Genomic DNA, 23,705 nt, shown 5'->3' on the forward strand with positions numbered 1-23,705 from the left:
TAGGGTGGGCATTTGCCCACCTCACTTAGTAAAATAGAAATGCACTGTCACTTTTCAAACAGAGAAAAGTTCTTTATGGCTAATTCTGTTGCTTTCCAGACCGCGATCGAATATGTAGAATCTCTGGCAATTGAAGAGCAAGATTTATTAATTGAATTAATTCAGAAACGGCGAATTGAAAATCGGCGAGTGGAAATTGCTAGCAATGCAACAGAGGTTTTGAGTGCTTTAAAAGCCGGCACAGCAAAGCGAGGCAACCTTGCACAGTTAAAAGCTGATTTACTGGATGAAGAATGAAAACTCTAGTTTGGAACAACAGTTTTAAACGGGCTTTTAAACGGGTTATCAAGAGAAATCCGCAATTAGGTGAGAAAATATTTTCGGTTTTGGAGTTGTTAGTAAACGATCCATTTTCTCCTTCATTGAAGGCACATAAACTGCGAGGGCAATTAGAAGGGCTTTGGGCTTGTTGGGTTGAGTCCGATTGCCGAATTATCTATACTTTTGAGCAAGATAATGAAACGCAAGAGGAATTGATCGTCTTGATTGATATTGGAACCCATGATGAAGTATATTAAGTGACGATCGCCGTTTTCCAGCAAGCGTGCGATCGGCTAAACGCGGTACTTGCACCAACTCCCTGACATCATCTCCCAGTCGAGTAAAATCATTAGGGTTAATAGTCAACAACACATCCACACCTGCTTTCCGTGCAGCTTGAGCAATTAACCCATCGTAAATCCCTCCCCCTGGTAGGTTTAAACTAACCATTTTGGGTAGTCCTGCATAGGCAGTATAATTAGGGGTTTTATGTGATAGATAAACTAGCGTTATACTCATGAATAAAATACCAAAGAGCTGCCCATGTGATTGGAGAGTGTTTTAGAGAATGAAAGAGTTTTTCTTGCCCATCGAGATATTCTTTGCCTGATGGTATTATTAAATCTTTTTATAGAGGGTAATCCTGACTATGCAGGACTACCCGATCGCACTTATCGAAATTGATGAAAATTAGCATCCGCGCCCGCAGTTGGCGCACAATATTTAAAAGAATTCTCTGCTTTGTCCTCGCGATCGCCTGTTAGTGCATAAGTCCTCTCAGTAATCCAAAGTGCCACTTATTTAATTGTCTACCGGATAGTCAGTTGCAGGGAAACTCACAAAAAAATATCATTCTCAGTAACTAGCTTTCGATTATACATTCAACCCTCTTGTGGGGCGGGCTTCTAGCCTGCCCCTAAAAGCTTATTGACAATAGTGTCCGATCTCAGGGGAAACGGAAATTGCATCCAAGGATTTCCTCCTTGAGGCCAATTGTGAAAACTGTACTGTTCGCTCGCCCTAATCAATCCCACTTACCTAGATTAGACGCATCAACATATTTTAAAGGAATGACTTATGAACTTCACAGCAAGACTCACACAAACCAGCTTACTCGGTTTAATGCTATTTGCCAGCAATCCAGCGGCAACCTTTGCTCTAGGACAATCGAACACAAGCACTGCACCAACAGCGTCTCGCACTCAGTCTCCGATTGAAACCATACAAATAGCTCATGTATCCACTCCCCAAAAACAGGTGAGAGATTTTTGTGTTCGCAAAAGACAGACACTGGCAAACTATTTCGAGACCAGCAACTTTCGGATTTATCTGTGCTACAACCACGCTCATCAACTATATTACTACGGCGTTAAAAAGAGTAACGGCAGCACGATCGCCCTGCGTGCTCGAACTGAAGAGGGGACTGGTTACGTGGCAAAAAATGGCGCCTACGATTACATTGTTACAGGAGCTAGCCTTAGTATTTATAACAAAGGCAAACGCATTCTCGAACAACGAGTGATTCGCTCCCTTTAGTATTTAAATGCGATCGGGATTTCAAGCCCCGACTTCTTCAAAAAGCCGGGGATATAACAGAATATCTAGCTTTTCTGCTGAGGCAGACGAAAGTTTGTGTAATTTAACCTCCAACTCAAATGATCGGCGCTTCGCCACCTTTGAGTTGGAGGTTAACAGGTTTCAACCGCGGAATAATCTTAAAATAAACAAACCCTCCCCAACAAGGAGAAGGGAGGGTGAAAAGACAGTGAGAAATTTAAGTTTTTGCAGAATTAACAATAAGGAGTTACATCTTCGCCACACTCGTCAGCCAAATAACACAAAGCTCGAAAGCGCAGCCCTACCACTTGCTCGTAAAGCGGATTTAACTTGCACAGTGGCGGAATGGAAAATAAAGTGCGATCGCCCACGAGGGAAATTTCTACAATATCAGATGAACCAATCTTGCTCTCATGCAAAAAATTATGTCAACCTCTACGAAAAGGGAGTACCCCGGTCTTGTGGCGATCGCCCGGAAAGCCTTAAAATAGTTTACCGAAGCATCCCCAATTCCGATTTAATCATGCCGCTCTCCTGCACAATCGCGGACGCTGCTTCCCCCAAAATTTTGTGTGCGGCCGTCGTCGGATGAATGCCGTCCCAAAACAAAAATCGATCGGCACTACCACAAACACCTCCACCCGATAAACACGCACTCGTCACATTAGTCAAGCCATATTTAGCCGGAGAAGTAATGGCTTCCCGATAAAGCGCATTAGCATCCAGAGTCGCAATCTTTAAGTCAGAATGCTGTTGACTTAATACCTTAACCGTTCGCCTCAAACCCTGATTGTGTGCTTGTGTTAATGCAGTGAGCCTTGCAGAATTAACGCCTGTTCGCGTCGCGGGTAACTGCCCCAAATCTGGTAAATTTGCCACCAAGATATTTTTGGCACCCACAGCAGCAAGAGACGCGATCGCCCTCGCCACATTTTCAACGGGAATATTCGCATTATTTACCCCCTGCAAATAGTCATTTGCACCCGCCCACAGTACATACAGCGCATGAGGATTTGCCTGTTTTTGGGATTTAGTCCATGACTGAACTTGAGCTAACAAACCAGGGACAACGCTATTGCGATCGCTCCCCGTTGTTGCACCTCCATAGGCCAAATTAGTGACTCGCTCCGGCGGCAACTTTAGGCGATCGGCAAGATACTCTACCCAAACTTTACCATTCGAGTAACGCCCTTGAAAGTAAGTCGAACGAGGCGGATATTGACCCCCGCTCGCTCGAAACACCGTTCCCATATCCGAAAGACTGTCCCCAAATACATATAGTTCATTGACAGCCTCAGAACTTTGAGCTGATAGGATGAGTGCAACCATACAAGATAAAAGCCCAATAATTACTGCAAAACACGTTTTTTTTAACACTTGGTATTAGTTATTTCCTTGAAGTTTTTTATAATTTGTACCGTTATTTACCCAGTTCGTGAGTTTGAATTTTCATCTTAGTGATATTCTTGAAATCGCTTAAATATTTGCATCAATTACTAATATATCAATTTTCTAAAAAAAATGTGGGTAGTAAAATTGAACTTTAATTGCGGTTGGCCTCACTCCAGGGCTAAACCTACATAGATTGATGATGTCCTTGACACTTGTCTAATGGTATCTAGCTCCTAGCGCTGTGGCGGGGACAAAACCGTACATCTTTTGGGAGATTACCCAATAAAGTTACGCAAGAGGCGAACCAAGAAAACGTTCCAAACAACTACCCTTGAGGTAAATATCAATAAAAAAAGAATGGATTTAAAGCTGATTTACTAGACGATCAAGAAATTGACCGCACTTTTGATCCTTGAAAGCCGACACAAAACAAAAACCCTCCCCAACAAGGAGAAGGGAGGGTGAAAAGACAGTGAAAAATTTAAGTTTTTGCAGAATTAACAATAAGGAGTTACATCTTCGCCGCATTCGTCAGCCAAATAACACAAAGCTCGAAAGCGCAGCCCAACCACTTGCTCGTAAAGCGGATTTAACTTGCACAGCGGCGGAATGGATAATAAGGTGCGATCGCCAATTTTGACTTCTCGCTCAAACGGACACTGGCTGGGAATAAACTTACACAGCAACCGAGCCAACTTTTGACTTTTAATTGCAGTGTTATCAAGCCATTGTTTTAGCGGATGCAAGGGGTCAAAGTGTGGCTTTTGACCGTAAGGTTGAGAATTTGTAGCGACATTAACGGCTGTTTCTTGTTTGCCAAATCCTACCCAATTTGGCAGAGTTCGGTAGGAGACTGTATGCTCAAATACGTTCATTTTGCTCTCTTCCTCTTTTATAACGAGGTGCCAAGAACTCTCTGTAGAGCTTGTGCGATATTATCTACAATCAGTATCTACAGCATCTCGTTTTGCTTTACCGGATTGAACTTCTTAAATTAATGACTTAGGGCGAGAAAAGTAGTTCCTGATTTTTTTTTAGACCGGGTGTGCGATCGAAAAAGTGTCCTCATTTCAAGCCCAACAATTGATTGATAGGGTAAAAATTCTGTCTTCTCCGTTCTAGCTTCAACCTTCGGTTGACTCTCCTTTTGTAGTTCAATTACAATTGTGACGCATTGAGGTGAATTATCCTATACGTGAAAATGCGGAACTTTTAATAAAACTTATCATATTTCTAAATAAGCTCTGCTGTAAAAAACCCTGAAGCCTCGCCCCAACAATCTTTGCTCGCGATCGCTCAGAAACTTCTACAATGAGAAATAATCGGTATCACCGCCCTCACCACCCATGAGCAACCCAGAAACCAAAGCTATCACCCGCGAATTGCAAAGCCACGCCGCCATTCTCGGTGGCTTCGTCTCCCTCCTCTGGATTATCGAAATTGTCGATGCCTTCCTGTTCGGAGGCAGGCTGAATGTCTACGGAGTCCGCCCCCGCAGCATCGACGGACTTGAAGGCATCTTGTTTATGCCTTTTCTGCACGACAATTTTGCTCACTTAGCCACCAATACCCTCCCTTTAGTGACATTGGGTTGGTTGATCATGCTGCGAGAAATTAGCGACTTTTTTATCGTGAGTGCCGTCACTGTGCTAGTCAGCGGATTCGGAGTTTGGCTGACTGGCGCGCCTAATTCCGTTCACATTGGTGCTAGCGGATTAATCTTTGGTTACTTCGGCTTCTTGCTGCTGCGGGGCTATTTTGAACGCAGCTTTACATCTATTTTGGTATCTTTAATTGTCGGTTTCTTCTACGGCAGTTTAATTTGGGGAGTTTTGCCCTCGCAGCCGGGAGTTTCCTGGCAAGGCCATTTCTTTGGCTTCGTGGGCGGGGTATTAACAGCTCAACTTTTGGGGCGGCAGAAACGGCGAATTAACTAGGATTAGGAATTATCGTGCATGGTATCATCACCTTAGTTTATTGCCCCGAACTTATCTGAAAGCGTAGGTTTTTTGTCAATAAACCTGGTTTCTTGTGTAAGACTCGCGTCCACGAAAGTATGCCTAACTGCTGACTAATAACTCAACGCGGGCTGGCAAGCACACAGTAAAAACCGAACCGCAACCTAACTCGCTTTCAACCTGCATATCGCCACCCATCATCACGCAAAAGTGACGACTAATAGTCAATCCCAAACCCGTGCCGCCATACTTGCGCGTAGTTGATGCGTCGCCCTGCATAAATGCTTGAAATAAATGCTGCAATTGTTCGGGGGGAATCCCAATGCCCGTATCCGCTACGCGAAAAATTATTGAGTCGGAAGGTTCTGCTATTTCTTGAGTGGTTAAGCTGTCATGTTTAACTCTTTCAATACAGAGGGTAATAGTGCCACCTTCCGTAAATTTGGCTGCATTGCTCAGCAGGTTGAGCAATATTTGACGAGTTTTGGTAATGTCAGCATACATCATTCCCAAGTCGTCAGCACAATCAACTTCAAACTTATTAAAATTTTTATCTACCAAGGGTTTGACAGTAGAAACTACCTCGTCAATTAAATTAACCGGGTTGAAAGTTTCTAAGTAAAGTTCCATCCGACCCGCTTCAATCTTAGAAATATCTAGAATGTCGCTAATTAAAGATAGCAAGTGTTTGCCCGCTGTTTGAATTTTTTGCAAGTCGGGGATAAAATCTTCGCAGCCTAAATCCTCGGCGTCTTCTTTGAGCATATCGCTGTAACCAATAATCGCGTTGAGGGGAGTTCGCAATTCGTGGCTCATATTAGCTAAAAAGGCGCTTTTGGCTTGGTTTGCAGCTTGAGCGGTTTGAGCGACTTTTTGGAATTCTTCTGCTAATTTGCGCTGGGTAATATCTTCGGCAATACCGACGATGCGGTAAATTTCTCCGGTTTGACTGCGGACTGGAAAAGCCCGATCGCGCACCCAGCAAACTGAACAGTCAGATCGCACTACCCGATACTCCTCATCATAGTCGCCCCGCACCTGTTTCTCAAAAGCAGCCTTGACGCGATCGAGATCCTCCGGGTGAATAGCATCCCAAAAAGCCTCCGGTTCTGACTGCAAACTGTGACAGCTCAAATTCCATATTTTCTCGCAAGCAGGGCTCACATAAATTAGCTGCTTTTGATTGGGTTCTCTAATCCAAAATACCTCATGAATATTTTCTGCCAACTGGCGAAACCGCTCCTCGCTGGCCCGCAACTTCTCCACAGCACTGTGAAATTCAGTCACATCCTGAATCAGCGATGCCACCCCAATGATGCTGCCGTCAGCATCAACCAAAGTCGTATTGTACCACTCGCACAGAATTATTTTGCCGTCCTTTCTGATGTTCTCGTTAAGGCTGGTAACTCCTCCTGTATTAGTGAGCAAAGTTATAGATAGTTGCCTGACATACTCCTTAGCACTTTCAGGAACTATGAGATCGACTCCGTGGCGTCCCATAGCTTCCAAGCGGTTGTATCCAAAAATTCTTTCCGCTGACAAATTCCATTCCGCTACTTCAAAGTTTAGATCCCATTCAATCGCTCCCAAAGGAGTTTGGTGAAGATGAAGAGCCAGTTTTTGCTGCGAGTTTTTCAGAGAAATAATTAATTGATTTTTGTCGGCGATCGCAGATTCCACCCGATCTTCGAGAGTAGTAAACGACTCTTCCAATTGATCTGCCATCATATTAAAAGAGCGAGCCAGGACACCCACCTCATCCTCCCGATCTACAGATGCCATCAAGCCGGGCTCTACCGCCATCCCGTCCCATTCTCCCCGGGACAAAGCCTCCGCAGCCTTGCTCAGACGCCGAATCGGTACAACAATCCACCTAGAAGTCAGAGCGCCAATCCCCGTTGCCAGCACCAAAGCACCCAGACACATCACCACAGTATACCGAGTGTTGGCATTAATCCTTTCCATAAAATCGGCTTCAGGAACCGTCACCACAATCAACCAGTCGAGGCCCCTGCTGTCTAAAAGCGGCGTCACCTGTAGAAATTGCCGTTGACCGTCGATCGTAAAATCCAACTGGCGTGATCTGTCAATTTTGTGCAAATCCCCGAAGCGTTCTGTCAAATAGCGGGCGGTCGATCGAATTAGAACATTCTTGCTGCTCGTTGCCACAATCCGTTTCGCAACACCATTGCTAACAATAAATGGCGGTTCCTGAGTAGAATTTGCCACCAATTGCCCAGACCTTTCTACAATAAAAGTCTGTCCTGATTTGCCAATTTTTAGAGTTTCCAAGAATTGATTGAGCTTGGAAAGTGCCAAGTCAGTACCCAGGATGCCAATCAGTTTACCATCCTCGCCATAAACTGGTTGACCAGCCGTAATCGCTAGTTTGGGAGCGTCAAAATAATTATAAATTTTACTCCAAGTCGGTTTGCCTGCGCGCACCGGAGCTATGTACCAAGGTCGGACGCGGGGGTCGTAGTTGAGAGTAGTTTTTAATAGCTTGGTTGGTTCCTCGAACTCGGACAGCGCATAGCTATGCAAATTATAGCCAGTAGATTGATTAGAAATCTGAACTTGCAACTTGCCGTCGTCGAGGCGTTCAACTCCAATAAAATCTTTTTCTTCGGATGCGAATTGAATGTAGCTAATTTTATCAAAAATTTTGATTTGTTTGTAGAAGTAGCGTCGCAAACTATCACTATCCTCCTCGTTCACAATGCCGAGACGGATGGCATCGAGATTGAGCTGATTGATTTGGTGTGGCGTTTCAATATAACTATTAATATGTTGCTGAATACGCGATGTGACTTCTGTCCGCAGTTGTGCGGCAACATGGTTGACGGCTATGCGCCCGTTCCGCAAGGACAGCCACCCCGTCAACCCTACCGCAGCGAAAGTCTGGAGGGCAAAAGGCACAACAAGGACGATGCGAATTGGCACTTTGCCCGACATTTTTAAAATCGGGTCTGTCAGATATTTGATTGGCATGGTAAAGCAGAACTATTATGAACCCACAACATTCCGGTCAAGTACAACTTGATGAGCGCAGGTTTTGAAGTTGAGATGGTTTTAGTAGGCAAAGTGCTGTTAATAACTCGGAATCTGCCGCTGGCAACTGAATTTTTAACGACTGCCACCGCCATCTTAGCGCGATCGCGAGCTTTGGGAACATTGGCGATCGAGATGAATGCAGTATCAATCCTGAATGCACTCTACACACTCATACTATTATAGATTTTGAGATTAAAGTATTGAATAATTGGGAAAAACGGATTCTGTAAGGGTTTAGAAGTTGCCTGCTGTTGCATTCTTTTTTTAAACTGGTTTCTGAAACCGGGTTTTTTTAGCCTTTTGGCGGGCTGTAAGTAACTATTGTCGTGAAAAAACCAATTGGTGAATAGCCACCCGTGCATCCACCACTAACTATTTTTCCACTCCTGACGCGCCCTAATCAAACAAATCGAGTTTTTGGTTGACTCATTCCTGAAATGACGTATTCTGGGGTTTCAACCGGGTTGCTGGGTTAGTTATATTTTTCCGATAGCGCGATCGAAAATTATAAGTTTTCACAGCAACTGCCATTGATATCTCCACAAGCAGCTACTTTTGATAGAGTGCAACTTAATTCTGGCTCGGTACAATAAGCGCATAGTAGGATGCAACTAGCGGAGGCATGGATGATGAACGCAGTTATTGCTACTCTTGGCACTGCTCTCGGACTGAGCTCAATTTTTATCGGTTTGACCCCGGCGGTTCTCGCCCAACAAAGACTGCAACCAGCGCCCCAATATTCGGAAACGACTTTATCTGGGGACTCGTTGAGGACTGTGGAGGACAGAACCTTAGACTCGGACTACCAAAACTTGATTGGTGAACCAGAAACGGCAGCTAATTCTGCTAGAAGGGAAAGCAGCTTGGGCGACACCTTTCGCCTCAAAATCGATGGCCCATTGGAATTTATTACTACTCCTTCGGACGCCCAGCGTCAAGGAAATCCTTTACCTCCTAAACAAACCGACAGCGGTACAGAAGCGGGAGTTCAGCTTCAGCTAGGACTTTAGGAATTTTAAATGAATTCATTTAAAGCAAGCGATCGCGGAACCCAATTTTTGATTCTCGGAGTTATTGTGACTGCGATCGCTTTTTTATCATAGTTTTATCACAAGTTTTGTGCGGTTTCGATCACACAAGGTTCTCTATTGTGAACCTAAAATTAGACCAATTAAACTTCCGATACAGACCAATTAGCTACATATCTTTACAATAGCGCATAATACTGGCGGTGAAGGTGATGGGAAAGGCTCAACTGATCGATTATTTGCGGGGGGAGTTGGCGATATCGAATTCGGCGATCGCCGTTGCTCTCCGACACGGTGAACAAGATGCCAGCGAACTGCCGATGGTTCTGTGGCAGTACGGGTTAGTCACACTGGAACAATTAAATCTGATTTTTGATTGGATGGAAGCTCAGCCGACTTAGCAATTTAAAATCCTGAGTTAAAAAATATGGATATTGGATTGTAATTTTTTAACAAATAAAGCTTGCACAAACGGTCGTCGAAAAGTATAGGGTTGAGTGTTTAGGTTGAGGGTGGGTCTTATTTTGTCCCAATTAGAAAAATACAAATATACAGTAGGGGCACAGCACTGCTGTGTCCTCATTTTTGTTGCCGCCTAAAATAAACTGCTTTCAATCTGTCGAAGAGGCGATCGCACTCGGCATCAAATAGAAGCTATAAAACAAACCCCAGCAACTTTTAGGCTGCCGGGGCTTGTCTTATCGAATTTGGTGGCGGGAAGTGGATTTGAACCACTGACCTTCGGGTTATGAGCCCGACGAGCTACCAGGCTGCTCTATCCCGCGTCGCTTTGTCTTTCTGTAGTGGTTTCCAAAAACAAAACCCTGAAACCTTAAAGATTACAGGGTTCGCTTGAATTTGGTGGCGGGAAGTGGATTTGAACCACTGACCTTCGGGTTATGAGCCCGACGAGCTACCAGGCTGCTCTATCCCGCGTCGCTTTTTGTCTCTTTACTAATATAAACATATCTTTCCGAAAATAGCAACCCCACAATCAAAAAAACTTTTTAGATTGTGGGAGGGGTTGCTGAAATCGCCTCAGAGTCTCGATCGTACTAAAGCATCGAAACTTCCCCGATCACCTCCAAGCGCTTGAACTCGCTGAGAGTCAGGTAAGTTTCCGAAAGAGTTTCGGCAATTGTCGGAGTAATCCACCCCAACTGCTTGAGCAAGTGAATCGCCACAGCAAATTGAGCGCGCTTTCCCCCATCCGTCACCTTAATTGCCAAGCCCATGCCTTCGCCAACGCGGCCAATGCACTGCACCCCTTCGGCGCCGGACTTGCTCACCAATTCCCCTTGAGTCAAGCGCATCAGTTCCGTGTCAAATTTGCCCTCACCAGCAACCATCATCGGGTGATGAGTCATAGCGCGGACAATCCGTTCCATATCCACATTGTTGCCGGAGGCTAACTGAGCGTACAAAGACGCCATTTGCCCCAACTGCAACAGATAGGTAGGAGCGCCGCAGTCGTCGCGAGCGCTGATAAACTCTTCGGCAGGCATTGCCAGCAAGTCAGCCACTTTGCCCAAAATAAGCTGCTGGACAGGATGTTTGCGGCGTAAATAAGTGTCCAGAGGCCAGTGCAGTTGCTGGCAGACAGCCAGCATTCCGGCGTGTTTGCCGGAGCAATTGTATTGCAGGGCGCTCTTTTTGCCTTCGGGAATGGGGCATTGAAGTTTAGAGGGGTCTATGTCGCAGCGCCACAGGACGTTAAATACCTGGCGCGATTGCTCGATCGTACCTTGATGGGAACTGCAAATAATCGCTAAATCTCGATCGGTCAATTCGTAGCGTTCTAAAGTGCCAGTCCCCGTCACCGCCAAAGCTTGAAAAGGCTTGAGTGAAGAACGGACAAATGAGGCCGTTTCCGAGTTACCAGCAACAGACAGAACGCGCCCGCGGTTGTCGCAGACAGCGGCCTGGGCGCGGTGCCTCGATTCCACAATACCTTCGCGCAGCAGTGTGACTTCAAGTTCGGGAGCTTGGGTTCGTTTTCCCCTTGTCATATCAATTTTAGATTTTAGATTTTAGATTTTAGATTGGGGCCGGTGGAAGTTATGAGTTGCGAGCTGCCAGTTAAGAGTTATAAAGTTAATCTTTCTGCGATCGTTTCTCACTCATGCACTCCGTGTGCCCTGTTGGCTGTGGGCGGCAATCTCAAAACTCAAAACTCCCTTCCATTCCCGATTACAAACAACTCCAAGTTAGTCCCCCGGCAACCAGCAACACTGTCAAACCATAAAATGTCTGCCGCAGACGCCTGAGAATTGGTTCTAGTTGGTAGTTGACAATCAACTGGTCTTGAAGCAAAACTTCGGGAGTTTTAGGCCAAGATTGACAATCGTACCAACCAGACTCTTCGTAGACGACCGTGGGATTTGAAAGGCGCGATCGCACGTAGAACCAACCCAAGTAGAGTCGCAGCAAAGCTAATCCTAGAATAAAACTGGCACCTGCGGCACCGCTGAGGACAAACTGAGCTGGATACTTGTTTGGAGAAAAGCTAGAAGCAGCTATCGGCCCCGATACCAAGCAACTCCAAGCCCACACCCAAGCTAGTTTTGCCAGGTATCCGGGCCAATTGAGTGTTACCCAGCTAAAAAACCAGGATTCTTTAAGTTCTTGGTATTCATTGATCGGTCGCTGTTCTTGCGGAACGGGACAAATAGAAGCAGAAACGTTTTTCACATTAGCCATCCTCACGGCGTGGGGGAAAAGTCAATGCGTTCGGCGTGTCCCCAGAACGCTTCTAAATTGTAGAACTCCCGCTCTTGAGGCTTCAAAATGTGAATGATCGCGTCGCCGTAGTCCATGACGACCCAACTAGCGTCTGATAGGCCTTGTGTACGCAGTGGCAAGCGTTGCCACTCTTCTTCCACTTGGTCTGCTATTGCTTGGGAGATGGCTCGTACCTGCACGTTGGAAAATCCGGTGATGATCGCAAAGTAGTCTGCCAAGTAGCATACTTCTGACACGCGGAGCAATACAATATCTACTGCTTTGCGTTCATCGGCTGCTTGGGCAACGGTCATGATCAGGCCACGGGCTTCGTCTGAGGAGGTGCCGTCGGTTGCTGTAGACTGAGCCCTGGAGTATTCGAGTTGGGTTAGATCTGACATTAAGTGTTTAATTTCCTAATTGATAGGGTAAGGGGAAATCGGTGCGCTATTCGCTTTCGATTGTTGGCAGTTTGAGACGGGAAATAGAAGTTAGGTTGAAGCCAAAAGTAAGGACAGGATTGCTGATAAATTTTACTTTCAACTTGTGATTTGTTCGATCGACTTCTGGGTCGAATTTCCTGTTTCCGGCGATCGAGCCATAAGCAGCGCCCAATTGCGGGTAAGTACGGTGCGGGGGTGGATGTAGCAGCGAGTTTCTAGCAAATATTTCAGAGAATAATCGCTAGTTTGCCACACGGCTGCATAAAGATTTTGCCAGCTTGCCTCGCGCAGTGCTTCTAGTTGGGCTGTGTTGCCGCGGCTTGGCTCTATGGTATCTGCTATGAAAACGGTACAACTGAGCTGGCTCATGTTTGGTCTGCCAAGGGTGTGATTGGCGATGGCGTCCAAAATTTCTCGATCAACCACCCCGAATTCGTCTCTAGCGACGATCGCGCTCGCGTCTGCGTGCAGCAAATGCGGGTGTGCTTCCAACACTGAGTCTAACTCTAAACCTTCCTTCTGGGCCATTTGCAGCAGCAGTTGAGGTTTGAAGTATTTTGCCAAATCGTGCAACAAACCGGCCGATCGGGCTTTTGCTTCGTCGAGGCCGTAATGGCGAGCCAAGTCACCTGCTACCTGTTCGACTCCGAGGATATGTTTGATGCGGGCAGCAGGAACGCGGTCACAGAGCCAAGCTAGGACGTTTTCGCGCGCGGGTGCAAGTGTCAAATATTAACTCCAAAATTGTATGAGCTACTATTTTAGCGTTTTGTTTCGATCGGCTGCGGTGTCGGGCACGCAGGGGTGTGGTGACATCTGGGATGGGGAGGGGCGAAGGGCGCGAAGGGGGCGAAGGGGGCGATCGCATCAACACACCTCTCTCTGCTAGCTAGTTTCACAGTTCACCCTTAAAAGCTTAGTCAATAATTTACTTCATTCTAGAACATCCACCTCATCATTCAATCCGAGTTCTTGTAGTGCAATTTTAGTCTCATCCCGCCTTTGCTGAGATACCTCACCTTCGATAGAAACTTCTATTTTCACTGTGAGCTTAACATTTTTGTCACTGGCAAATTTACTCAGAACTTTAGTATAAAAATTCATCCACTTTTGAGGACTAATTTCACTAATCCATCTCAATCCTTTAGGGGGATGTGGGATGGTTTTGTTATCTGCTAATTGATAAATTGTAGCATTTTCTTTCGCTATGCCACCATTAGAAGATTTTACGGTAAATTCAGCAATAGCACTGATTGTTTCTACTGTTGCTGTTACAGTGAAATTTCCCTCATTTTCTCCACCCGTGAGTAGGCCATTGGGTTCAATATTACCGCCTGTAGTAGTCCACTGTATTTCACCCATAGCAATTTCTTTATCATATTGATCGCGTCCCCGTGCGATAAAAGTTTGCTTTTTACCCGGTTCGAGTTGCACTTTGGTGGGGGAAATTATCAACGCGCTCAACTTTGGGGGATCGGTGATACGTTGCAGGTAAGCGGCGGCTACCTCTGATTTAATGATAAACAAATCGTCTGAAATTTCGATTTTGCTGGCTGCTAAATCGGTTTTGAACTCAAACGGTTCGTATCGATCGCCTGATGCTTTGCCAACTAATGCTAAAGTACCATCTTTGACACCACGAGCGATCGCCTCTTTCACCGCATCCCCTTTCAAAAGTCGCGGAAACGAAGGTGAAGCAAAGAAGGTATCCCGCACACCCTTGGTACTCCACTCCTGGAAAGCACCAGACCAATTGCGAACCAAAAACCGAGGACTCACCGTCTCTTCCACATCCCCATCCAGACGCAACCGATTGATAATTAAGTCTACAATAGATTTGGCAGAACTCGACGTAACTAAACCCAAATCTACCACCCGTAACTTATTCTCTTTTCCTAACAAGGCGACGTATTTATAAGCGCGCCATACGGTTTCAATCAAATCGCGCTGAGCCTTTTTCAGGTTTTCAGATAATTGCTTTTTCTGCACGTCATCTAAATTGGTTTCCTCATCCCGAATGTCTTCCCAGGATAGCATCTTGCGGGCTTCTTCGCGCAATTGAACATCCGAATCGACGATCGCAAAAATTAGCGCACTCTTAAACGTTCTCGCTGACGCACCAGACTCGCGAATCATTGACTCCACCAACTTTAGGGTACTCTCATCCTGTTTGGAATGGGTGGGAGACATCACCGCTAAAGTCAGCACAGCTTGATTCGGAAGATTGTTAGGTTGTTCGGGAAAACATATAACCTGAATTCCCTGATTAATGGCAAATAGCTTCTGAATCTCATTGAGAATTCGCTCATCAATGCGATGCCCTTGCACGTTAGCGCGGCGGTCGGCTAGAATTTTGTTGAGGTTTGGATAGAGACTAAATCGATACTTAGTTTGCCCGACAGTTAAGTAATAGCAATCGCTAGTTAAAGATTCCAAAACCGTTTCTACATTGCCAATATCTACATTTGGCTCACCTACAGCCAGTCGAATTTCTGGGACAGTTGCTTCTGTGCGAGTGCAGCCACCATTAGATTCAAAAAAGATCGCAGTCGTCACTTTCCGATGCAGTCGTGATTTCTTAATATCTTCCGTAGCTTCCGCATCAAGACGAATGGCGTGAGAGTTTTTTTTGCCGCAAATATCTGTTGTCACCGGCCCTTCTAGGCGATCGTTTCCAAGTTGATCGAATACGGCGGCTCGAAATGATAGGTCATCTAGGGGGGCAGTTCCTAATCCAATTAGGGCATCGCGATGGTTGCCTTTATAACCTTCTTGGTAGGCAATAGACACCCACAAAGCTAAGAGTCGGAGGACACCTCTGGTTCGTTGAAAGCGAGGCAAAGCCTGCCATTTACGCTCGAATACCGATAGCACCGTTGGGTGAAAAGGATAACTCGCGACAAAGGCTTCCCGCGCACTTTCAATCGGGAAACTAGGCAACTGTTGCTTGTGTTCAATCACCCAATCTGCATACTCGTTACAGGTAGTAACAGCATCCTTGGGAAGCATGATTTTACCTTCAGGGGTGACAGCATTAGCAGTCCATTCAAATAAGCGACGGCGGATAATTTCTGATGTCTCAGCTTCGGCGGACATCATAATTGCCTTACCCAATCTGTCGAGCACTTTCTTGAAGCGCTGTTCGTCGGCTTCGTCAGCAGCAGTATATTCCATCTCCGAGGCGGGAATAGATACTACTAAAACCACATTTTTTTCACCTCTGGCAGTTTCAGAAAGTGCTTGAATGAAGTTATAAAGCCGATCGCCATAGCCTTTGTTGCGATAAGTGCTGGCGTAGTTGATAATCTCATCTAACAAAATCAAACAGGGCTTATCTTTAGGCAAAAACTTGCGGATTACATCGCCTTTGGGTTCAATAAATTGTGCTTCGTGTTCGGCGACAATATTAAAAGCCGCTTCCCCTCCCAACTGATAGGCAATTTCACCCCAAGGTGTTTTGCGTAGAGGAGTGCCATCATCGCCACCGCGCCCGGTGATCGAGTCAAATTCAGTGCCGACAAATACGGCTACAGCGGCTTCGGGGATGGCGGAAATGGCTGCTTGGTTTAAGATTTTATCGACTCCCGTCCATTTGTTAGCAGCAGCGCCGTGTTTTGCTAAGTGATAGAGTAGAGTTAATGCGTGAGTTTTGCCGCCGCCAAATTGCGTAGAAAGATTAAATATAGCTGAGGTTTCTGTGGTTTCACCAGAGAGTCGCCGGACTACCTGAGCGGCGAGGTATGTTAAATATTTGGTAAGATAAGTGCGATCGAAAAAGCGATCGGGTTCTTGATAATCTGCGGGCGCTCGTTTGTCTCGCACTTGGTCGAGATGTACCGCAAATTCGGAAGCATCTAAAGGTTTGCCTTCGCGCAAGTCTTCGCGGGGGATAAGTCCTTCAATTTTATACCAAGGTTTGATCGTTGCCATTGCTTATTCTCCTAAGAGATTATCGTAAATTTTCCGGCATTTATTTCCAACTCCCACCATTTAAAAAAGCCGTAGGGAAAGGTAGCAGAATCGTCTCGGCTACCTACGACTACAAGGGTTTCACCTCCGAGTTTCCTCCTGTCGGCTAGACTCATGGCTTGCAGCACTTCATCACGCAGGAAGGCAATCACAGCAGCGCGTTCCTCTGCACTGCGGCGGTAGCAAAATACTATTCGTAAATCTGCACGCACGCATAGCACTTTCCATAGTGAATAGGCACTGCGGTTAATATCGCTACTGTTCTCTAATTCCATCACGGCGATAGGGAACCGCCAGCGAGTATTACCAGGAGCAAAGGACATTACATCTAAGGCTAGGTATTCACTGGTTGAAACAGGAAACAAGCCTAGTGAATTTCCTCTAGCGGAAGACTGCCAACCCATTGCTGTAGAAGTGGCGACAACGGTAGTGGTTAAAGCTGTTGTCCATTTAGTAAGTTGTCCATTTAAGGCAGCTTGTTTTAAAGGGTCAGCATTTTCAGGTTGTTGCAGGGTTTGCCAGAATTTAGTTTGCCACTGGTAGGCGATATTTTGCATCATTAGAACCCCAACCCTTTTTTGCGAGCTAAAACTCCATCCACCCAGCGCTTTTCATCGGTGCCCGTGGGATACAGGGCTGAGAGGGATTGGGCTAAAGTCCAGAAGCGCTTGTCACTTCCCACGCCGTCATCGACTAAGAAGCGTTTGAGGGCTTCGCTGCGTCCAGCGGCAAATAAAATCATGGTTTGGTGGATGCGATCGAGTACAGTTTTTCCTTGATTCTCAATATTGGTATCGCCCCAATCTTCTGACACTTCATCGGCTGTGCTCTCTGAAGTATCAAAGAGACTCAATTGCTTGTGCTCTTTTTTCGGGCGCTTGACTGGGGCTTTGCCCGCGTCTTTGCCGAACAGATATTGCGATCGCTCTGATACTGGTAGCAGTCGGGCTTTGTCCCCCTTTACTTGTATGAGACTGGTGAGGTTATCCAAGTTAGCGCCGAGTCCCTGAGCAATCTTGCGGGCGGTATCATATTCCAGGCTAAAGCCTGTGATTTTTGCTTTTTTGCCTGTGCTTTCGTCGTCATCATCGCTAACATCTTCTTCCTCTTGTGGAACAGGCATCTTGCCTGTTTTTCCATCACCTTGTGGAACAGGCATCTTGCCTGTTTCTCCATCACCTGATGAAAGTGTCCACAGCCACATGGCAGTTAATCGAGCATCTTCTTCAAAGCTCGAAGTGTCTGCATCTTTGAAAATGGTGCTGAGTGCTTGTTTGGAAATCGCAGCCCAGACATATTCGAGATATTCGCGGAGGGTGACGATTTCGCCGCTGGCTTTTTCGACGCTGGAATAACGGGAGAAAATTTCTAGGCCGGGCCCCAAACAAGCAAAGATGGCATCGGCTCCGACTACGCCTTGATCCGTGAGGCGCGGCATCCATTCTTTGATCCGTTGCGGTAGTTCTTGCAATACATCGCGCCAATCGCCAATTTCTTCGTGTAATGTGCCATCAGGGTTTTCTCTAGGGCGGCAGACAAGGTGAACGGAGGATGCAAGGGCGGCAGAGTTCATGGCTCTGAGCCGATTTCCCATCTCGGTATCGATGGCCCAAGAGCCTGTAAAAATCCAACCTGCATCGATCATTGCTTGTAATTGCGCTTCCCATCCTGCTGTGGATTTGTGAGCAAAAACAATTAAACCGATACCATTTGGAGCGACTACCCGCCGCCCTTCTGCCATTGCTTTTCCCATTGTGCGCTCGAAGAATGCTTTATCTTTTCCTTTTACTTCATCAACAATGCACTCTTCATCTTTAGGTGTAAGTTCATTAGAGAAACTTGCAGAAAGGTTAGGCGGTAGTGTGCGTTTTAACCAAACGTAAAAGAAGTCAGATAGATCGGCGTAGGGTACAGCATCGTAGTAAGGCGGATCAGTGCATAGAAATTGGGCGGAATCATCAGGAAGATAGTAGAGATTGGTAGCTGAGGTCTGTTCTGTTTGTCCTTCTGTACCTTCAAGATGAGCATTTGATTTACAGACATCAAAAATCCATGCTAATGCACCATCTAAGTCGCCTGATGAACCTGACAAGGGATTAGCTTCAGAAAAATCCCATACCATAGGAATAGCTTGTCTTGCAAATAATCCTTCATTTTTCTCACCAGATGTGTGCCACCGAGAGAGAGAGGTTAAGGTATTTGCTTGTCTATCCACAGCTAAGGATAAACAAGTTTGAATTGCATATGCTAATTCTTTGTCACTTCCTAATTCTTGAATTTCTTTACTCTCAAGTTTTTTAACCAGTCTTGCCAGTGTCACTAATGCCAGCATTTGTCGTGGTGAGAACAAATCAGCAAAATTATCCATACCATAATTACGCTGTGAGAATGCTCGGCCCGCACCACTACCGCCCCCCATTGGAGTTGGTTCATTTGGAATTAGGTCTAAATTTGTAAATTCTTTCAGCCCTACAAGTGCTTTTTCAGTCGCTTCTAAATCCTGTAAAGTAGGCAAACGATAAAATCTGCCTTGTGTACTCGGCTTGGTCAACACTACACAAAAAAGCCTTGCATCATTTGCCCCACCCTTACGCTCTTTTAACTGCCTTCTTGTCGATGCTACAGGGGTTGTATATCCCGTCCTAGGACAAGTAGCCGAACCCCTAGCCACCGTTCCCTTTTCAACTTCCTTCTCACTCTTCGGCTCAAAAATCTCCAACAAAGGACGGCGCACCTTGCGCGTTACCCCATCGGCATAAGTCACTTCTATCGTCTCAGTTTGCACAATACCCGAAGCATCCCGTACCCAACGCAAAGCCCTATATCTACCAGCTTTCTTTGCCAACCAAAGACTACGCATTAACGGCACTTCTACAGGAATCCCCGTCCCATCATCAGGAGCCTCAGAAATAATTGTCCTAGCCCACAAATAAGCAATGGGCGTACTTCCATCAGCATCTTTCGGATAAAATTCAGCTAATTCCTTCTCTGCTTCTTCCTTAACCCACTGTCCCCACTTCCGCACCTCATCCGCTAACTTTTGCCCATATTTAGGAATATATTCCAACACCACTTTATTCAACAAAACTGCCACCGGATTCAAGTCAGAAGCAAAAGCATCCGCACCTACTCGCAACGCTTCCAAAGGAATCGAACCACCCCCAGCAAAGGGGTCAACAACTAGGGGACGAGTTCCGAGAACGCCGCCTAATGCTTCATGGGCTGCTTGAGTTAAAGCGCGACTGGTTTCTAAATAGTCTTGCTGTGTGGAATTATCCCAATTAGCAAAATCCGCAATAAAATCCAATAACCGATAGCGGAGAATATTGAAATGCTGGGGATTATTAGGATCTAACTGATTTTCTGTTTTGGCTAAAACCTTCCAATTACTCCAATTTTCCTGAGAACAATGATTAGCTAAATCCTTATCCTTCGCCACTTTCTTAGCAAAATCATTAATAATGCTGGCTGCTTTATCCCGAAATTCTTGAGGACATAATTCATCAACTGGATCGATCCACAACGAAGCACAAATCACGGCCCGACACGCGGCCAAAGGTCGCCTCGCCCACCAAATATGCAGCGTTGAAATATGCCCGTGACGGATAGATTTTTCCCGTCTGGCGTGGGCGGAAATCCGCTTGATGGGGAGGTCAACTTCGATGAGGCGTTTGGGATAATTAGTTTTGTTACTCACTTGCTCGCCTCCAAAATTTTCTCTGCATCAACGTGATAATGTTCAATCTTCACTAACGGTTCCCACCCCAACTGCACGGGGTCTTGTATTGGACGCACTTCTGGAGTAGAGGCACAGTTAAAGACTACATACAGCCAGTAGTCTTTTTTTAAGCGTTCTGCTGTCTTGTATTCGTTGGTGGTGAGGGCTACTTCACCCACGCGCGATCGCCCTTTAACCTCAATAAACCTCACCGCGATCGCCGTGCTTGGATCTTCTGGATGAGGTTTGCGGGAGATTAAATCAAAGCCGCGATTCTCCTTTTCTACACTCACCACCAGCCAGCCCCTCGCCTCCTCGTAGGCAATAACTGCCTCCACTGCAATTCGCTCAATTTCGCGATCGCTAACCATAGCTGCCATTTCAGGGGATGTGCGTTCTGGATGGGGAAGTACCCAAGCCCGTCCGTGATGTTGAATATCGGCGATCGTGCAACTGCGCTCTTTTTCGAGTTCGTCCCGCCGCGTTTCCAATCGCCCGTTTAACTCAAACAATCGGTCTTCCATTTGCTTGATGCGGCCGTCTAGTCCAGATTCCTTGGCACCAGATTCTTGTCGCGAAATTAACTCAGCAAACTGACACTGCACTTTATCAATAATTGTACTAAAACTAATTTCCATGTGGTCGGAAATAGTCTTAACTTCCTGCTGTCTTTGAGTCCTGATTTCGGTCAAAAAACGATTCAATTCTTGTTCTATCAACGCTTGTTCTGTCTGGTCGCGACTGGGTAAATCTGTATCATTTGGCAAACTAACAACCAACTTGGCACTATCAGTTACTGGCACCAAATCTAAAAATAAAGTCGGCTGTCGCACTGTCATTGTCCCGTCGATTTCCGTCTGCACCACATAGACACGTTCGTGCAGCTTGTTACCGCGTCCATCGGCGATCGCCGCCGAAAACACATCCAATCTCGCAGGTCGATCGCGATGCAAATCGAAAAATACTGCCCCGTGGCGCAAATCATCCTGTACCCGCATTAGCACATCTTCCCGCACGCACTCAAACAGCGGATGTCCGGGCGTCACCCATTCCAGCGTTGGGTCATCTGTCAACTTATGTTTATCAAACGTAATCTTTTTGTAGTCATGACCCAATTTGCCAAAGCGGGTTTCCAAACGTTCCCCGATCGGCCATAGAGTACGCGGTACTCGCCCAATGCGGTACACCTTCTGATGCTGGCGCGTTTCCTTGGGGTGAATCCCCGAAATCGGGGCCGCTTGCACAAAAAAGTCATCAATCACTTCTGGCACTAAACGTCGCTCTTTTGCTTCTGCTGATTTACCAATAATCGCACTTAAATTCAGTTCCCGCTTAGCTAATCCTTCTAAAGCGGAATTGGTGAGGCGGCGGAATCGATCGGTGTCCACTTGCTCGACGATGCGGTTCTTAATCACATCTTCCGTCAAGTTGTGAGCGTACATCTCCCGAATCATCCGTTCTAGCTGATTGGCCGGAAAAATATCGCCCAAAACATTAAACACTTTGCCAGTGCGTTCTGGATCGATGTCAATCTCGATCGCCCGGATGCGCTCAAACAACTTCCACAACACCCGTCCTTCGCGGGTATTCGTCGAAACAAAGTTAAAAATCAGACAATCCTTATCCTGACCGTAACGGTGGATGCGACCCATCCGCTGTTCCAAGCGCACCGGATTCCAGGGAATATCATAGTTAATCAGGAACCAGCAGAATTGCAAGTTAATGCCCTCCCCCGCCGCTTCCGTCGCCACCAATACCTGACAATCTTCCCGAAACTCGCGTTCAGAATAAATTCGGGTATTGGGCGTATCCCTGTCTCCAATTTTCATCCCCCCGTGAATCTGAGTCACCGATAGTCCCCACTCCCGCAGCTTACCCACCAAATAATCCAACGTGTCTTTGTGCTCGGTGAAAAGCAGCAGTTTCATCAGCGGGTCTTGGAATATGCCTTTCTGGGTAATAGCTTCTTTCAGTTTCACCAGTTTCGATTCAACTTCTCGTTTTTCCAACGTCCGCGCTTGGTCGATCAGTTTGTTCAACTGATAGATTTCTTGTTGCAGCGCTACGGGGTCAATGGAAGCGACGACTCCTTCCAAATCTCCCAGAATTTTTTCCTGTTCTGCTTCAGTCAGTTCATCAAAATCCTCTGGCACTTTCTTAGCAATCTGTTCGGCCCGATAAGCCTCTGGGTCTTCCAATATCCGCTGGCGTTTATCGCGCATTCGTTCTAAACTTCGCCGCACTGCGTAGACACTAGACGCGAAACGACGTTGCAACATTGCCATCGTAAAACCCAAGGCGCGACCGCGGGCGGAATCATCGGCCGATGCTTTGATTGACTGGTCTTCTACATACTTAGTCAAGTCGTCGTAGAAATCCAATTCTTCGTCATCAATTTGAAAGTCTATCGTTTCAACTTTGCGATTAGTAAATAGCTTTTTGGCTTGACCTGTCTCTGTATCGGGGAAAGTAACGAGAGCTTCTTTAGTCCGCCGCAGATAAAACGGAGCATTATTCCGACGCATTGCTTCTTCTAAACTCGTAACATCACCATAAACATCGCGGTCGAGAAGTTCTAGGAATAAACAAAAGTTTTTGGGGTCGCCTTTATGAGGCGTGGCGGTCATTAATAAGTAGTGGTCGGTGAGTTTGGAGAGTTCTTCACCGAGTTTGTAAGCCAAGGTTTTATCATCGGAACTATAGGCGCTCATCTTGTGGGCTTCATCCACAATGATTAAGTCCCAATGACTCCGCAGGAGACTATTTTTGGCATCTTCAATGCGGGAAACCCAGGATATTGAGGTGATGACTTGTTTCTTTTCTTTCCAAGGGTTAGAGCCGTAATTTGCCCGCAGGACATCGCCCCGAATCACCTCAAAATCTTCGCGGAATTTGTCTTTGAGTTCCCGCTGCCATTGAAATGTGAGGTTGGCGGGGGTGACAATTAAGGTACGTCTGACTAAGCCCCGGACTTTGAGTTCTTTGAGTAGCAGTCCGGCCATGATGGTTTTACCAGCACCGGGGTCATCGGCTAGCAGGAAGCGGATGCGGGGTTGTTTGAGAAAGTATTCGTAGACGGCTTCTAGTTGGTGGGGCAGGGGGTCTACATGGGCGATCGCCAGGGCAAAATAAGGGTCATATTCGTAGGCTAAACCCAAGCGCAGGGCTTCCACGCCCAGGCGAAAATGCAGGGCGTTGCCGTCAAAGGGTTCTTGTTCTGGGGTAGCTTCTAGTTGAGCCAACTGTTGTTTTGACAGAATGGGCTCGTAGACTTGGTTGGTATTGATTCCTTTGCCGATGAGTTTAATGGCATCTCCCATCGGCACTACCATAATTACTTTTACAGGTTCTGGGAAGAGGGAGCCTCGCAGAATTACATTGGACTTCATTTGCTCTACTTGCATCAGCTTTCCATTCCCAAAACAGGATTTTATTTAATAGTGTCTAGCTGCTAACTTTACTTTTCTATGTATAAAAAATATAATTAAGTGGCTGTTTTACACCCATCTTACTAATTTTATTTTGTAAACTTGAGCGATTTCAT

Annotated in this window: 20 protein-coding genes, 2 tRNA genes and 2 pseudogenes; 7 read left to right on the forward strand and 17 right to left on the reverse strand. The window is 46.2% G+C overall.

The annotated features are described in order from the left end of the window. Positions 1-75: 75 nt before the first annotated feature. Positions 76-297 carry a hypothetical protein gene (locus tag NDI35_RS23020; protein WP_445314750.1) on the forward strand — a complete coding sequence of 74 codons (222 nt, stop codon included), beginning with the start codon at positions 76-78 and terminating at the stop codon, positions 295-297. After that, the gene (locus tag NDI35_RS23025; RefSeq protein ID WP_333288694.1) at positions 294-578 is read left to right on the forward strand and encodes a type II toxin-antitoxin system RelE/ParE family toxin; all 285 of its coding nucleotides are present in this window, start codon (positions 294-296) and stop codon (positions 576-578) included. Before NDI35_RS23020 ends, NDI35_RS23025 begins: the two co-directional genes overlap by 4 nt. On the opposite strand, the gene NDI35_RS23030 is transcribed toward NDI35_RS23025, so the two are convergent. Beyond that, positions 493-771: a hypothetical protein gene (locus NDI35_RS23030; RefSeq protein WP_445314778.1), complete on the reverse strand. Its 279-nt coding sequence runs from the start codon at positions 769-771 to the stop codon at positions 493-495. The genes NDI35_RS23025 and NDI35_RS23030 overlap by 86 nt on opposite strands. A gap of 37 nt (positions 772-808) precedes the next feature. After that, positions 809-953 (reverse strand): annotated as a pseudogene (locus NDI35_RS23035) (IS1 family transposase); the annotation flags it as partial. Between the two features lie 445 nt (positions 954-1,398). Here NDI35_RS23035 and NDI35_RS23040 point away from each other — a divergent pair. Beyond that, a complete protein-coding gene (locus tag NDI35_RS23040) occupies positions 1,399-1,857 on the forward strand; it encodes a hypothetical protein (RefSeq protein ID WP_445314751.1) in 459 nt (152 codons plus the stop codon). A gap of 254 nt (positions 1,858-2,111) precedes the next feature. Here the strand turns inward: NDI35_RS23040 and NDI35_RS23045 are convergent. The 3 genes and pseudogenes from NDI35_RS23045 to NDI35_RS23055 form a co-directional block, all read right to left on the reverse strand. Further along, positions 2,112-2,246: pseudogene (locus tag NDI35_RS23045) on the reverse strand (Mo-dependent nitrogenase C-terminal domain-containing protein); the annotation flags it as partial. A gap of 124 nt (positions 2,247-2,370) precedes the next feature. Next, on the reverse strand, positions 2,371-3,207 hold the full coding sequence (locus tag NDI35_RS23050; RefSeq protein ID WP_445314752.1) for an SGNH/GDSL hydrolase family protein: 837 nt from the start codon (positions 3,205-3,207) through the stop codon (positions 2,371-2,373). Between the two features lie 560 nt (positions 3,208-3,767). Continuing rightward, the gene (locus NDI35_RS23055) at positions 3,768-4,145 is read right to left on the reverse strand and encodes a Mo-dependent nitrogenase C-terminal domain-containing protein (protein ID WP_333048531.1); all 378 of its coding nucleotides are present in this window, start codon (positions 4,143-4,145) and stop codon (positions 3,768-3,770) included. A 471-nt stretch (positions 4,146-4,616) separates the two neighbouring features. On the opposite strand from NDI35_RS23055, the gene NDI35_RS23060 reads away from it, so the two are divergent. Then, positions 4,617-5,207 (forward strand): rhomboid family intramembrane serine protease, encoded by a 591-nt coding sequence (locus NDI35_RS23060; protein ID WP_445314753.1) that lies wholly within the window; start codon positions 4,617-4,619, stop codon positions 5,205-5,207. Positions 5,208-5,330: 123 nt separating this feature from the next. On the opposite strand, the gene NDI35_RS23065 is transcribed toward NDI35_RS23060, so the two are convergent. Next, complete coding sequence (locus NDI35_RS23065; protein WP_445314754.1) at positions 5,331-8,219, reverse strand: PAS domain S-box protein; 2,889 nt, start codon at positions 8,217-8,219, stop codon at positions 5,331-5,333. A gap of 51 nt (positions 8,220-8,270) precedes the next feature. On the opposite strand from NDI35_RS23065, the gene NDI35_RS23070 reads away from it, so the two are divergent. The 3 genes from NDI35_RS23070 (at position 8,271) to NDI35_RS23080 (ending at position 9,711) form a co-directional block, all read left to right on the forward strand. Further along, positions 8,271-8,465 (forward strand): hypothetical protein, encoded by a 195-nt coding sequence (locus NDI35_RS23070; RefSeq protein WP_333218769.1) that lies wholly within the window; start codon positions 8,271-8,273, stop codon positions 8,463-8,465. 446 nt (positions 8,466-8,911) lie between these two features. Continuing rightward, positions 8,912-9,292: a hypothetical protein gene (locus NDI35_RS23075; RefSeq protein WP_445314755.1), complete on the forward strand. Its 381-nt coding sequence runs from the start codon at positions 8,912-8,914 to the stop codon at positions 9,290-9,292. A 230-nt stretch (positions 9,293-9,522) separates the two neighbouring features. Then, positions 9,523-9,711, forward strand: coding sequence for a DUF2949 domain-containing protein (locus NDI35_RS23080; protein WP_333374968.1), 189 nt, complete (start codon positions 9,523-9,525; stop codon positions 9,709-9,711). A 307-nt stretch (positions 9,712-10,018) separates the two neighbouring features. Here the strand turns inward: NDI35_RS23080 and NDI35_RS23085 are convergent. The 11 genes from NDI35_RS23085 to NDI35_RS23135 all read right to left on the reverse strand — a co-directional run bounded on the left by NDI35_RS23085 (position 10,019) and on the right by NDI35_RS23135 (position 23,565). Then, positions 10,019-10,095: transfer RNA gene (locus NDI35_RS23085), tRNA-Met, on the reverse strand. Positions 10,096-10,169: 74 nt separating this feature from the next. Next, positions 10,170-10,246, reverse strand: a tRNA-Met gene (locus NDI35_RS23090). A gap of 119 nt (positions 10,247-10,365) precedes the next feature. Continuing rightward, positions 10,366-11,319, reverse strand: a complete 954-nt coding sequence (locus tag NDI35_RS23095; RefSeq protein ID WP_445314756.1) for an asparaginase — start codon at positions 11,317-11,319, stop codon at positions 10,366-10,368. A 181-nt stretch (positions 11,320-11,500) separates the two neighbouring features. Further along, a complete protein-coding gene (locus NDI35_RS23100) occupies positions 11,501-12,010 on the reverse strand; it encodes a CGLD27 family protein (RefSeq protein WP_445314757.1) in 510 nt (169 codons plus the stop codon). A gap of 2 nt (positions 12,011-12,012) precedes the next feature. Further along, positions 12,013-12,432 carry a ribosome silencing factor gene (gene rsfS / locus NDI35_RS23105; protein WP_445314758.1) on the reverse strand — a complete coding sequence of 140 codons (420 nt, stop codon included), beginning with the start codon at positions 12,430-12,432 and terminating at the stop codon, positions 12,013-12,015. 138 nt (positions 12,433-12,570) lie between these two features. Further along, positions 12,571-13,203, reverse strand: coding sequence for a bis(5'-nucleosyl)-tetraphosphatase (symmetrical) YqeK (yqeK, locus tag NDI35_RS23110; protein WP_445314759.1), 633 nt, complete (start codon positions 13,201-13,203; stop codon positions 12,571-12,573). A gap of 32 nt (positions 13,204-13,235) precedes the next feature. Beyond that, positions 13,236-13,373 carry a hypothetical protein gene (locus tag NDI35_RS23115; protein ID WP_445314760.1) on the reverse strand — a complete coding sequence of 46 codons (138 nt, stop codon included), beginning with the start codon at positions 13,371-13,373 and terminating at the stop codon, positions 13,236-13,238. 34 nt (positions 13,374-13,407) lie between these two features. Next, positions 13,408-16,404, reverse strand: coding sequence for an ATP-binding protein (locus NDI35_RS23120; RefSeq protein ID WP_445314761.1), 2,997 nt, complete (start codon positions 16,402-16,404; stop codon positions 13,408-13,410). 11 nt (positions 16,405-16,415) lie between these two features. Further along, on the reverse strand, positions 16,416-17,003 hold the full coding sequence (locus NDI35_RS23125) for a hypothetical protein (protein ID WP_445314762.1): 588 nt from the start codon (positions 17,001-17,003) through the stop codon (positions 16,416-16,418). Next, a complete protein-coding gene (locus tag NDI35_RS23130) occupies positions 17,003-20,140 on the reverse strand; it encodes a DUF1156 domain-containing protein (protein ID WP_445314763.1) in 3,138 nt (1,045 codons plus the stop codon). The genes NDI35_RS23125 and NDI35_RS23130 overlap by 1 nt, the downstream gene beginning before the upstream one ends. Continuing rightward, on the reverse strand, positions 20,137-23,565 hold the full coding sequence (locus NDI35_RS23135; RefSeq protein WP_445314764.1) for a protein NO VEIN domain-containing protein: 3,429 nt from the start codon (positions 23,563-23,565) through the stop codon (positions 20,137-20,139). The genes NDI35_RS23130 and NDI35_RS23135 overlap by 4 nt, the downstream gene beginning before the upstream one ends. Positions 23,566-23,705: the final 140 nt, after the last annotated feature.

This window comes from Microcoleus vaginatus FACHB-2002, from assembly GCF_040004035.1.
In the GTDB taxonomy this organism is placed as follows: Bacteria; Cyanobacteriota; Cyanobacteriia; order Cyanobacteriales; family Microcoleaceae; genus Microcoleus; species Microcoleus vaginatus_C.